This window comes from Paraburkholderia sp. UYCP14C (genome assembly GCF_004197395.1).
Taxonomy (GTDB): domain Bacteria; phylum Pseudomonadota; class Gammaproteobacteria; order Burkholderiales; family Burkholderiaceae; genus Paraburkholderia.
Genome location: NZ_SELS01000012.1, coordinates 130,965 through 143,515 on the forward strand (window position 1 = coordinate 130,965; position 12,551 = coordinate 143,515).

The following is a 12,551-nucleotide window of genomic DNA, read 5'->3' on the forward strand; positions in this document are numbered from 1 at the left end:
GATCGGACGATTTCGAATGAAACCTGGACGCTCGATTGTAGCGAGTCCGGGCGGTCAGCACTTATTGTGTTGGGACTGTCACCAACCACAGGATTCGACATGAAGACCGTCTTGATTACCGGTTGCTCGTCCGGCTTTGGACTCGAAATCGCGCGTTATTTCCTGGAGCGCGACTGGCGCGTGATCGCCACGATGCGCAGCCCGCGCGAAGACGTATTGCCCCGCTCGGAGCGTCTTTCGATTCTCGCCCTCGATGTGAAGGACCCGCACAGCATTCGCGCCGTCATCGATGCAGCCGGGCCGATCGACGTGCTCGTCAACAATGCGGGCATCGGCTTTCTGAATGCGCTCGAAGGCACGCCGATGGACACCGTGCGCGATATCTTCGAGACCAATACGCTTGGCACCATCGCGATGGCGCAGGCCGTGTTGCCGCGGTTCCGCGAGCGCCGCGAAGGCGTGATTATCAATGTGACGTCGACCGTCACGTGCAGACCGCTGCATCTGCTGTCGGTCTATACCGCGAGCAAGTCCGCGGTCAACGCGTTCAGCGAATCGCTCGCGCTCGAACTGGCGCAGTTCAATGTGCGCGTGCGTGTCGTGCTGCCGGGACGCGCGCCTTCCACGCGCTTCGGCGAGAACGCGCAGGCACGCATGAAAAACGGCTTTCCCGAGCCTTACGGCGCGCTCGTGCAGCAAATCTTCGCGAACTGGGAGAAAGAAACGGCCGTCACGCACGCATCGGATGTCGCGGAAGCGGTTTGGCTCGCCGCGACCGATCCGTCCAGCCCGTTCAATATCCCCGCCGGCGAAGACGCTGTCGAGTGGTACAACGCGGCCGCTAAATAGCACGCCGAGCGAGGCGGCGGATTCGCACAGGAGGCGCGCTTTGATCGCCAGGCGGCTAACGTCTGATGACCTCTACCCGACTTTCCTTCATATTCTGCTTACTGACTTCAAGCTCACGTAGATGGGCGAAGCGCCGGAACGAGCGCCGGAATTGACGCAGATCAACGCCAAAATCCCTACTGCCCCTTACATACAAAAGTGAAGCCGTCTCCTACGATCAGGTGGTGGGTCGTGACCAACAATGCAACCAGGTTGTGCACGACGGAGCAAGTGTCGGTGGAGTACCTCTTTTCAACTTGATGGAGGCAACCATGCGCAGAAGAAACTTCCTGGGAACAGGTGCCGTAGTACTAGCGGCCACGGGTCTGGCGATGACCGGGTCTCTGGTGACGATCAGCGACGCTTTTGCCGCCGAGTCCAGCGCGGCGAAGCGACAAGAAATCGATGCCAAGGTCAACGCGACCCTGGCGAGGCTGTTCGAGACGGTCAAGGGCTCAAAAGAACTCGTCTCCAAGGCAAACGGCGTACTCGTGTTCCCGTCCGTGCTCAAGGTCGGCTTCATCGCGGGCGGCGAATACGGTGAAGGCGCTTTGCGGATAGGCGGGAAATCGGTGAGCTACTACAAGACGATATCGGGGTCGTTCGGCTTGCAGGCAGGCGCGCAGTCGAAGGCCATGATCTTCCTGTTCATGACGCACGAGGCGCTCGCCAGCTTCCGCAAATCCAGCGGCTGGTCGGTCGGTGGTGAAGGATCGGTCGCGCTCGTGAAGGTCGGAGCGAACGGAACCATCGATACCACGACGGCCACTGAACCCGTCCAGGCGATCGTGCTGACCAATGCAGGTCTGATGGGTGACGTGTCGCTTGCCGGCACCAAGGTCTCCCGACTGAAAATCTGACGACGGAGTTGAATTCAGGCCCAATCGTGAACGAGCCCCCCAACGCGCCGATACCCGCGCCGGAAGACCCTACCGGTTCGCCCTGGCATACCGGTGAGCTGTCATTGCAGCGGCGCGTGGGCGTCGTGAAGCAAATGGACGAACAGGGACGTCGCGTCGTGCGCGATGTTCTGCTCGACCAGCATCGCGACTTCTATCCGCTGATTCCGTTCGTCGCGCTCGGCGCCGTCGATGCGGCAGGCGACGTGTGGGCCACGCTGCTCGCCGGCGAACCGGGGTTCATGCAGGCAACCACCCCCCACGCACTGCGGGTGAACGCGATGCGCGATCCGCACGATCCGGCCTGCGCGGGAATCTACGATGGCGCGTCCGTGGCGCTCGTCGGCGTCGAGCTGCATACGCGGCGGCGCAATCGCCTGAACGGCGTCGTGCGGAACTGCGACGCGCTCTCGTTCGAGGTCGGTGTCAGGCAGTCGTTCGGCAATTGCAACCGGTACATTCAGGCGCGTCACTTCGAGTTCGTGCGGCCACCCGAGGTGGCGGCGACGCAGGCGCCCCAGCACCTGCCGCGTCTCGATGCGCGCGCCGTAGCGTTGATCACCGCGGCGGATACGCTATTCGTCGCTTCATACGTCGATCGTCACGACGCCAGCCGCGAAGTCGACGTCTCTCATCGCGGCGGCAAGCGCGGCTTCGTGCGCGTCGATGAGCACGGCGTACTGACGGTGCCCGACTTCTCGGGCAACCTGTTCTTCAATACGCTCGGTAATTTTCTGTCGAATCCGAAAGCGGGGCTCGTGTTCGTCGACTTCGCCACGGGCGATCTGCTGCAGCTGACCGGCGACGCCGAGGTCGAGCTCGATTCGCCCGAGATCGCGACCTTCCGCGGCGCCGAACGGATGTGGCGCTTTACGCCGCGACGGATCGTCCATCGGGCTGCCGCGATGCCGTTGCGATGGACGCTGACCGAGGACGGTTTCTCGCCCTTCTCCACCATGACGGGGAGTTGGGAAGAGAGCGCCGAACGAATGGGAGCGATCCAGCACGCGCAGGCCTGGCGGCCGTTCCGGATCAGGAAGATCGTCGATGAGAGTCTGGTGATCCGCTCGTTTCATCTGGAACCGGCCGATGGGCTCGGAACGATCCCGCACCTGGCCGGGCAACACTTGCCGATTCGCGTGACGCGCGCCACGGGGGAAGCGCCGTTGATCCGCACGTACACGTTGTCAGTCGCGCCGTCCGACGGCTTCTACCGGATCAGCGTCAAGCGCGACGGCGCCGTCTCGCGGCATCTGCACGACGCGCTGCGCGAAGGCGATCTGATCGAAGCGCGCGCGCCTGCCGGAAACTTCACGATCGATGCGCTGGAGCGCCGGCCCGCGGTACTGCTGGCCGGTGGCATCGGCGTCACGCCGATGCTTGCGATGTTGCGCCACCTCGTCTACGAAGGCGTTCGTAAGAGGCGTGTTCGTCCGACCTGGTTCTACTATTCGGCGCGCTCGGTTGCGGAGCGGGCATTCGATACCGAGATCGCGCAGCTCGTCGAGAAGGCGCGAGGGGCCGTCAAGGTCACCCGGCTGTTGACTGATGTCGAAGGCGCGGTCGAACGGCAGGACTACGATGTGGTCGGCCGACTCGATGTCGATGTGCTGCGCGCGACGCTGCCGTTCGATGACTTCGACTTCTACCTGTGCGGGCCCAGTGGCTTTACGCAAGGGCTCTATGACGGCTTGCGCGCGCTGTCGATCTCGGACAAGCGCGTTCATGCGGAATCGTTCGGGCCGGCTGGTCTCAAGCGGAGCCTGGACCGGTGTACCGAGGTCGAGAACGCGCATGCGCCTGCTCAGGGGGAGGTTCCAGTCATGTTCGTGGCTTCCGGCAAGGAAGCACGCTGGACACCCGATGACGGTTCGTTGCTCGAGCTTGCCGAGGCGCGGGGGCTGACGCCCGAATATGGCTGTCGCGCTGGGGTCTGCGGCGCGTGCCGGGCGCGCATCATCGAAGGCGCGGTCGCCTATCGGGAGCCGCCGTCGCTGGATGTCGCCGAAAACGAAGCGTTGATCTGTTGTGCCGTGCCTGCGGCTGGCGATGGAACGGGCACGGGGCGGTTGATGCTGGATCTATGATTCGACCCGCCGCCCAGAAAGCTCGCCGTTCGCCAATACGTTGTCTGTGCACCGGTCACCGGACCCGTGCGAACGCTCGCAGCACAGCGTCGCCACGCGGCGTCACGCGCGGAAACCGCAAGCCCGACCCCGTCGGCTCGCTCGCAATCAACTGAAGCTCGCGCAGCGCGCCAAGCTCTGCCCGGTCCGAATCAATTCGTTCAGGCGCATCCTTCAACAGCAACAACGTGGCCACTTCGTGCGGGCTCAACATGTCGTCGGTTACCTCTCGGTTGGAACGGAGAACGGCAATCAAATCCGGCCATGGCGACATCAGCCGCACATGAAAACCGGACCCGGAAGATTGTGTGAAAGACTGTCGCCTAGCGCGTCGACGAGCGCCGTGCGCGGGGCGGATTTCGGCGTTCCGTCGTGCCGGGAGTCGGCTTCGCGACGCGCTCGAGAATGGCACGCGCCATCTCCCCTGCGTGTGCCTCGGCGACGGACTCGCCTTCCGGCTGCACCTCCAGCGGCGCGGCTTCGGCCGTCATCGCGTCGACGCCCGCTGCGCGGGCTGGCACGCCAGCGGACATGGCGTCCTCCTGATGCTCATGCCCGTCGTCGTGATGGCTGGCGGCGTCGCGCGGTCTGGTTGCTTCCAACGCGATGTCCAAGCAGCCGCGCGCGTACCCGGCGAACTGCTGGGCAAGCCAAGGCATCACATCCGCCTGACGCCGGATGAACTGTTCAGGTGTCTGGGCCAGCAATACGCTTTCCCAGCGCAGTGCGGCACCTGTGACCGCGGACCTGCACGTATCCATGTTCAGCCGGATCAGCGCGGAAAAGCCGGCGAGGAGCTGGTCGGGCAGTGGCGATACATCGGGTGAAACGGGTAGGACAAATGGCATCTGTTTAGAGCTGCTCACGGGATATCTCTCAGGTTCTCGTGGACACGGCGAGCGCTGCCGCTGCGGTTCGTGAAGCTCGTTCCCAAACCGGGCCGTTGGCCGGGCAGACGGTCTGACGCCGACTTAGAGCAGTTATTCTAACTTTGTTAAGTCGGACGACAATTTTAACGGGCCAGGGAGTTTCCCCAATATGTGGGAAATCGTCGCCTATGCTGAATGGGTCGCACACGTGCGGCTCATGCGACGTTGGTGTCCCGTTAGGAAGGGCGGCGGCAGGACGGCTGCCGGTCGTCAACGTCCGGTGCCGTCATCGCTTCATCGGCATGCGCTGCCCGCGTCCGGCGAAGCGACGAAATGCCCCGGCGTCACGCCGACCGCGCGCCGGAAATGTCGGCCGAGGTGACTCTGATCGAAAAACCCGACCTCGGCAGCGACCTCACATGGCGGGACGCCGTCGCGCAATAGCCGCTTCGCGTGCTGGATCCGCACCAGACAAACATAACGATGCGGCGAGATGCCCACCTCTTTGCGGAACAGCGTCGCGAAGCGCGACACACTCAACCCGGCCGTCGCCGCGAGCGTCGCGAGACCGACCGGCTGCGCGAACGAGCTTTCGATAAAGGCCACGGCCCGTCTGATCGCACGCGACGTCACCACGGTCGTATCGCTGGCGGCGTAGTCGAAGATTCCAGTCATGTCGTATCCCTTCGGGCCACAATGTCAGGCGCTCCACGGCGGACATCGCGTAGCGCGAGTTCGCATCAGACTCGCAGCGTGGCGGACTGCGCATCTCCGCCCGCCGCCGTGGCGCCGTCCAGGGGCCCGTTCTGGTATTGCTCCAGCTCCGCTTCGCTGCGATGGCACAGCACCTGCGCGCCGCTCGCGAGCGTGCGCGCGGCCGGCGGCGTGCGATTGCAGACTCCATCGATGCGCATCGGACAGCGCGCGAGAAACGTGCACAGTTGCGGCTCGTTGTCCGGCTCGCCGATCGGCGGCAGCGTCTGGTGGCAACGCTCGCCCGCTTCTTCGAGCCAGCCGGCGCGAAGTTCCGGCGCGGACGACACCAGCAGATGCGAATACGGGTGGTACGGCGGCGCCGACAACGCTTCGCGGTTGCCCGCCTCGACGCGGTGCCCCGCGTACAGCACGACGATGTCGTCACTGATCGCACGCACCTTGGCGATGTCGTGCGTGATGAACAGATACGACACACCAAGCTTTTTCTGCAGATCGCGCAGCAGTTCGAGAATGGCTGCGCCGACCACCGTATCGAGCGCGGAGGTGACTTCATCGCACAGGATCAGCTTGGGTTCGGCCGCCAGCGCCCGCGCGAGATTCACGCGCTGCTTCTGCCCGCCCGACAACTCCCCAGTGCGCCGCTGCGCCAGTTCGGCAGGCAGGCGCACGAGGCCGAGCAGTTCGGCGACCCGGCGCCGCGCGGCCTCGCCCTTCATGCCGTGATAGAACTTCAACGGGCGCGCCAGCGTGCGCTCGACCGTATGCGTCGGATTGAGCGCGGTATCCGCGTTCTGGAACACGATCTGGATACAGCGAAACTGTTCGCGGCTGCGTCGGCTCAGGTTGGCGGCAAGCGGCTCACCGTCGAGCAGCAGCTTGCCGCGCGCCATCGGCACGAGCCCCGCGATCACCTTCGCGAGCGTGGTCTTGCCCGAGCCCGATTCGCCGATCACGCCCACCGTCTGGCCACGGCCGATCGCGAGGTCGACGTCGCGCAGAATCACCTTGTGCGGCCAGCCCTGTGAGTCGGTGCCGCCGTAGCCGGCCGTCAGGCCGCGCAGTTCGAGCAGCGGCGCGGCGTTGCGCTGCGCTGCGCCCGGCGCGGCCGCGCTCGAGGCAGCGGGAGCGACAGGCGTCACCGCGGCGATCAGGCTTTGCGTATACGGATGGGCCGGCGCATGCAGAATCTGCTCGGTGCGGCCCGTTTCGCGAATTTCACCGTTGCTCAGCACGACGATGCGATCCGCCATCTGCGCCACCACGGCCAGATCGTGGGACACATAGACGGCGGTCATGCCGCATTGCCGGATGACACCGCGAAACGCCTGCAGCACGTCGATCTGCGTCGTGACGTCGAGCGCCGTGGTCGGTTCGTCGAGGATCACGAGCGACGGGTCGGTGATCAGCGCCATCGCCGCCATCAGCCGCTGCAACTGGCCGCCCGACACCTGGTGCGGATAGCGCAGGCCGATCTTCTGCGGATCCGGCAGCGCGAGCGCGCGGAACAGTTCGACCGCCTTGGCCTGCGCCGCGCGCTTGCTGAGCGTGCCGTGAATCAGCGCGCTTTCGATCACCTGGTCCATGATCGAGCGCGCCGGGTTGAACGCGGCCGCCGCGCTTTGCGCGATATAGGCGACCTTGCGGCCACGCAATCCCTCGAGTGCTTTCGGCGAGAGTCCGAGCACGTCGGTGTCGCCGACCCGGATCGAGCCGCCCGCGATGCGGCAGCCGTTGCGTGCATGGCCCATCAGCGACAGCGCGATCGTGGTCTTGCCCGAGCCCGATTCGCCGATCAGTGCGAGCACCTCGCCACCCGCGATCTCGAAGTCGATGTCGTGCACGATCGTCGTGTCCGGCTCGCCGGGCCGGCTTCCCACCACGCGCAGGCCGCGCACTTCGACCAGATTGGACGACCCTGACGCCGCGGTCTCCGGGACGGCCGCAAAGGCCGTGTCAGCACGTCTGAACAGGTGTGCCATCATCAATGACCTCCATCGGCTTCGGGCATGCTCTTGCGGCGTCCACGATGCGGCAGTCCGTCGATCAGCAGGTTCACGCCGACCGTCAGCACCGCGATCGCGATGGCGGGCAGGATCACGACGGGCACGCCTTCACCGAGGCCGGCGATGTTCTCGCGCACCAGCGAGCCGAGATCGGCATACGGCGGCTGCACGCCGAGACCGAGAAAGCTCAGGCTGCTGAGCAGCAGCACGACGAACGTGAAACGCAGTCCGGTGTCGGCGAGCATCGGGTGAATCATGTTCGGCAGCATCTCGAAGCACGCGATGTAGAGCGCGCTTTCGCCGCGCGCCCGGGCGACCTGCACATATTCGAGCGTGCCGATATTGACCGCGAGCGAGCGGGCGATCCGGTATGAGCCCGGCATGTAGCTGATCGCCGCTGTCGCGATCAGCAACGGCAGCGACGAGCCGAACGCGGCGACGATCATCAGCGCGAACATCTTCGACGGAATCGACGTGACCGCATCGAGCAGCCGGCTCATGGTTTCGTCGATATGGCGGCCGGCCACGGCCGCGAGCAGCCCCAGCATCGTGCCCGTGAGCGCCGCGAGCAGCGCGGCGGCGAGCGCCAGCACGACCGTCAGCCGCATGCCGTAGATGATGCGGGTCAGCATGTCGCGGCCCAGGTAGTCGGAGCCGAGCGGCAGTTTCGCGCTGAAGCCGGCGAAGACGTCGGGCGTGATGATCGCGCCGACCGAATGCGGCGCGATCCACGGCGCGAACGCCGCGATGAACAGCGCGCCGCTCACCATCGTCAGACCGATCCAGCCGCCGGTCGACAGATTCATGCGTTGCGCGACGCTGCGACGGCGCACCGGCCGAGGTGCCGGGCCGCCGCCGCCCTGCCAGGAGCGTGCCGGCTCCGCGCCCTCCGGCAACGTGCTGCTGCGCTGCACCGGTTCGAGCGCGCCGAGTGGGTGACGCGAATCGGAAGAAGGTCGAAGAGTCGTCATGTCCGCAGCCTCGGGTTCGAGATGATGGCGCACAGGTCGGCTAGCAGCACGAGCATCAGATAGCCGAGACAGAACAGCAGCGTGCAGGCCTGTACCAGCGGGAAGTCGCGGTTGCTCACCGCGTCGACCATCAGGCTGGCGAGGCCCGGGTAGTTGAAGATCGTCTCGACGACGATCACGCCGCCAAGCAGATAAGACAGGCTCAGCGCGATCGCGTTGGCGATCGGGCCGATCGCATTCGGCAGTGCGTGGCGCAGTACCACGCGCGCGGGGCTCGCACCCTTCAGCATCGCCATTTCCACATACGACGAACTGAGTTGCTCGATCACCGCGGCGCGCGTCATGCGGGCCATCTGCGCGATCACGACCGCGCACAGCGTGACGACCGGCATCGCATAGGCGCGCAGAAAGTCGTGCAGGCTCTCGATGTCGCCGCTGTACGACAGCGCGGACAGCCAATGCAGCTTGACGGCCAGCACCAGCACCGCGAGCGTCGCGATCAGGAACTCGGGGGTGGCGACCAGCGACAGCGTACCGAGGCTCACGATGCGGTCGATCAGCGACTCGCGCTTGACCGCTGCCAGGATGCCCGCCGACACCGCGATCGGCACCGACACCGCGGTGGTGATCGCCGCGAGGGTCAGCGACTTCGGCAAGCGCCCTTCGATCAGTTCGGAGACCGGAAGATTATTCGACAGCGACACGCCGAAGTTCGCGTGCAGCAGACCGACGAGCCAATGGAAATAGCGCAGGTACGCCGGCTGGTCGAGACCGAACTGCTGGCGCAGCGCCGCGACCGTTTCGGCCGTTGCCGCCTGGCCGAGTGCGGCCTGCGCGGCATCGCCGGGCAACAGATTGGTGATCACGAAGATGATGATGGAGACGATCACCAGCGTCAGCGCAGTGACGGCGATGCGCCGGCCGATCAACTGGGCGATATTCCCGTTCATTGGCATGACCTCCTCGGTTGAGGCTTTGGGGCACGGCGCGCGGTTGCGCGCGTCGTGCCGCTCATCGCCGTTGCGGCTGCCCGCAGCGAACGGCGCGGCGGGGTCGCCCCCGCACGTGCGCGTGCCGCTGCGGTGCGCTTCAGTACGTTACGCGTTCCACCACACGTACTCGGCGAAGCTGAAGCCCATCATCGCGCCGGTAGGTATGGGTTGAAGCCCTTGCAGGCGCTTGTCGTTCGCGTCGAGCAGGCTCAGGAAGGTCGGAATGCCGATGCCGCCCTGCTCCGCTACCAGCACCTGCATGTCGCCGTACATCTGCTTGCGCTTCGCATCGTCGGTTTCCGAGCGCGCGGCGACCAGCAACTGGTCGAACTTCGGGTTGTTCCAGCCCGACTCGTTCCACGGCGCGTCCGACTTGAAGAACTGCGTGAACAGCACATCGGCGCTCGAGCGCGGATTGACGCTGCCGAACCCGAGCGGATGTTTCATCCAGTGGTTCGACCAGTAACCGTCCGCCGGCACGCGGTTGATGTTCAGGTTCACGCCGATCTTCGCCGCGGACTGCTGCAGCAACTCACCCATTTCGATCGAGCCGTTCGCGTCGGTCGTCGCGTAGATCGGCGGCAGCGTGGTCCCGATCGCGCCGGCCTTCTGGAAGTAGAACTTCGCCTTGTCCGGATCGTGCGGCCGCTGGGGCAACGACGCATTGAAGTAACGGTGTTCGGGCGGAATCGGCTGATCGTTGCCGATCACCGCATAGCCGCGAAACACCGCGGTGCGGATCTGGTCGCGGTCGAAGAGATACTTCATCCCCTGCACGAAATCGGCGTTGCCGGTCAGTGGATTGTCGCGGCGCATGATGAGATCGGTATAGAGACCGGACTTGGTCTCGCGCACCTCATACCCCGGCGTCGCAGCAACGCGCTGCGTCGAGCGCGGATCGACGCCGTTGATCAGTTGAACATCGCCGGACAGCAGCGCATTGATGCGCGCCGCGTCGTCGCCGATACCGATCAATTCGATCTGATCGAGGTAAGGGCCGCCGCCGGTCTTCCAGAAGTTGTCGTTGCGCACGCCCACGGTCGAGACGCCGGGCTTGAACGTCTTCACCTTGTACGGGCCGGTGCCGACGGCCGTCGTGAAGTCCGTCGTGCCGTCCTTGATGATCACGAATTGCGGCGTGGCGAGAATCACCGGCAAGTCCGCGTTGGCCGACGCGAGCGTCAGCGTGACTTCGTTGGGGCCGGTCTGCTTCGCCTCCACGAACTGATCGGCCAGCGTCTTCACCTTCGAAGCCGTTGCCGGATTCTTATGACGCATCAGCGAATAGACGACATCGGCGGGCGCGAGCGCCTTGCCGTCGTGGAAGGTCGCGCCCTTGCGCAGCTTGATCACCCACACCTTCGCATCGCTCGTGTCCACCGCTTCGGCGAGGTTCATCCGCGGCGTCAGCGAACTGTCGAGTTGCGTCAGGCCGCTGTAAAACATGAAGAAGCGGATGTAGTCGGCGCCTGCCGAGCCCTTGGCCGGATCGAGCGTATCCGCGGTCGACGATGAGTCGTAGGCCACCCGGATCTTGCCGCCTTTCTTCGGCGTGGCTGCCGCAAGCGCGGGGCGCGCGCCCGCCAGCAGGCCTCCCGCGCCGGTGGCGAGCATGCCCCCGGCAGCCAGCAAACGCATCATGTCGCGGCGGCTGAAACCGCCCGTTTTGATCTCGTCGTCGTACATGCGAACTGCTCCTCACTGGTGGTTGAACGCGGGATATCCAGCATTGGTGTTCGACGGCGCCCCGCGTGCTGGTCGCGAAGCGGCGGCACTGCATGAATCGATTTAAGCACTGCAAAAAATGGCGTTGATCGCGTATCGCTGGATTCGACCATTCGAAAACATGGTTTTGAGTGGTCCAAACAGCATGATTTGCCGCCCCTGGCGTTGACCCTGATGCGCGAGCCCGGCGCCGGGCGCGAGATTCGGCGCGAGGCGTCGGGGTATGCCTATCATCGTAGCGGCGAGCGCACCGCAGATTGCACCGACAAAATTGGCCGTTTCAGCACGCCGCACGCAATCTTGACGACTGAACCACGCATTTCGCCTGGCATGCACGGCACTGGCGCAGCGGCACTTCTCCGTGCCCGGCACGCCCCATGATGAGAAGTTCGTACTAGTCAACGCGCGAGCAACGTGCAACAGTCGCGGCACGGCTGACTAATCACGGAGCGACCCGTGCCCGATTCAACCACGCACGCACCTTTCACCTACCGACGCCTGACAGCCGACGACCTTCCCGCCGCGCAACGCCTGTCCGCCGCGATCGGCTGGCCGCATCGCCGGGAAGACTGGGGGTTCTCCGCGCACACGGGCATCGGCTTCGTCGCCGAGACGGCGGGCGTGCTGGTCGGCACCGTGGTGTGCTGGAAGTTCGGCGCGGATCAGGCGACCCTTGGCATGCTGCTCGTCGCGCCGGAGCATCGCGGCGTGGGTATCGGCCGCACGCTGCTCGCGCATGCGCTCGAAGAACTTGGCAAGCGCGACATCACGCTCTATGCGACCGAGGCTGCCCGGTCGATGTGCGAAGCGCTCGGCTTCGAGGCCTGCGGCGCACTCGACCAGATGCAGGGCGCGGCGTTCCGTCCGCCGCTCGTCGCGCTGGCCGCCGACGAGCGGCTGCGCCCGCTCGGCGCGAGCGATGCCGCGCAACTCGTCGCGCTGGCGTCGCGCGCGAGCGGTCTCGACCGCAGCCACGTGCTGCCGCCGCTGCTCGATCTCGCCGACGGTATCGCGCTCGATCGCGACGGCGAACTGCTCGGCTTCTCGATGTTCCGCCGCTTCGGACGCGGCTTCCTGATCGGCCCCGTGGTCGCCGGCAAGAGCCCGGACAGCGCGCACGCCAAGGCGCTGATTCGCCATTGGCTCGCGCTGAATGAAGGCGCGCTGGTCCGCATCGACGTGCCGCACGGGCACGGCCTGCGAACGTGGCTCACCGGTCTCGGCCTCGCACGCTCGGACACGGTCGTCAGGATGCAGCGGCTCGGATCCGCGCAACCGCGTGCCCAGGCCGGGCACGCCGACGGCCCGCTACTTCAGTACGCGGTGATCACGCAGTCGCTGACCTGATGCGCGCGCACGCG

Annotated in this window: 11 protein-coding genes; 4 read left to right on the plus strand and 7 right to left on the minus strand. The window is 65.4% G+C overall.

Features of this window, described 5'->3' with window-relative positions:
* The first annotated feature begins 99 nt into the window (after positions 1 to 99).
* The 3 genes from EVC45_RS13890 (at position 100) to EVC45_RS13900 (ending at position 3,874) form a co-directional block, all read left to right on the plus strand.
* Positions 100 to 849, plus strand: a complete 750-nt coding sequence (locus EVC45_RS13890; RefSeq protein ID WP_129958548.1) for an SDR family oxidoreductase — start codon at positions 100 to 102, stop codon at positions 847 to 849.
* 311 nt (positions 850 to 1,160) lie between these two features.
* Positions 1,161 to 1,748 carry a YSC84-related protein gene (locus EVC45_RS13895; RefSeq protein ID WP_129958604.1) on the plus strand — a complete coding sequence of 196 codons (588 nt, stop codon included), beginning with the start codon at positions 1,161 to 1,163 and terminating at the stop codon, positions 1,746 to 1,748.
* Between the two features lie 26 nt (positions 1,749 to 1,774).
* Positions 1,775 to 3,874, plus strand: coding sequence for a pyridoxamine 5'-phosphate oxidase family protein (locus tag EVC45_RS13900; protein WP_248295121.1), 2,100 nt, complete (start codon positions 1,775 to 1,777; stop codon positions 3,872 to 3,874).
* A 55-nt stretch (positions 3,875 to 3,929) separates the two neighbouring features.
* Here the strand turns inward: EVC45_RS13900 and EVC45_RS13905 are convergent, their stop codons facing one another.
* The 7 genes from EVC45_RS13905 to EVC45_RS13935 form a co-directional block, all read right to left on the minus strand.
* Positions 3,930 to 4,127, minus strand: coding sequence for a hypothetical protein (locus EVC45_RS13905; protein WP_129958606.1), 198 nt, complete (start codon positions 4,125 to 4,127; stop codon positions 3,930 to 3,932).
* A gap of 109 nt (positions 4,128 to 4,236) precedes the next feature.
* Positions 4,237 to 4,779 (minus strand): phasin family protein, encoded by a 543-nt coding sequence (locus EVC45_RS13910; protein ID WP_248295122.1) that lies wholly within the window; start codon positions 4,777 to 4,779, stop codon positions 4,237 to 4,239.
* A 297-nt stretch (positions 4,780 to 5,076) separates the two neighbouring features.
* The gene (locus EVC45_RS13915) at positions 5,077 to 5,457 is read right to left on the minus strand and encodes a helix-turn-helix domain-containing protein (RefSeq protein ID WP_129958549.1); all 381 of its coding nucleotides are present in this window, start codon (positions 5,455 to 5,457) and stop codon (positions 5,077 to 5,079) included.
* A gap of 65 nt (positions 5,458 to 5,522) precedes the next feature.
* Positions 5,523 to 7,481 carry an ABC transporter ATP-binding protein gene (locus EVC45_RS13920; protein WP_211193416.1) on the minus strand — a complete coding sequence of 653 codons (1,959 nt, stop codon included), beginning with the start codon at positions 7,479 to 7,481 and terminating at the stop codon, positions 5,523 to 5,525.
* A complete protein-coding gene (locus EVC45_RS13925) occupies positions 7,481 to 8,473 on the minus strand; it encodes an ABC transporter permease (RefSeq protein WP_129958550.1) in 993 nt (330 codons plus the stop codon). The genes EVC45_RS13920 and EVC45_RS13925 overlap by 1 nt, the downstream gene beginning before the upstream one ends.
* The gene (locus EVC45_RS13930; protein WP_129958551.1) at positions 8,470 to 9,423 is read right to left on the minus strand and encodes an ABC transporter permease; all 954 of its coding nucleotides are present in this window, start codon (positions 9,421 to 9,423) and stop codon (positions 8,470 to 8,472) included. Before EVC45_RS13930 ends, EVC45_RS13925 begins: the two co-directional genes overlap by 4 nt.
* 147 nt (positions 9,424 to 9,570) lie before the next feature.
* Positions 9,571 to 11,151, minus strand: a complete 1,581-nt coding sequence (locus tag EVC45_RS13935) for an ABC transporter substrate-binding protein (protein WP_129958552.1) — start codon at positions 11,149 to 11,151, stop codon at positions 9,571 to 9,573.
* A 495-nt stretch (positions 11,152 to 11,646) separates the two neighbouring features.
* Between EVC45_RS13935 and EVC45_RS13940 the strand changes: the two genes are divergently transcribed.
* Positions 11,647 to 12,537 (plus strand): GNAT family N-acetyltransferase, encoded by an 891-nt coding sequence (locus tag EVC45_RS13940; protein WP_129958553.1) that lies wholly within the window; start codon positions 11,647 to 11,649, stop codon positions 12,535 to 12,537.
* The last annotated feature ends 14 nt before the right edge of the window (positions 12,538 to 12,551 follow it).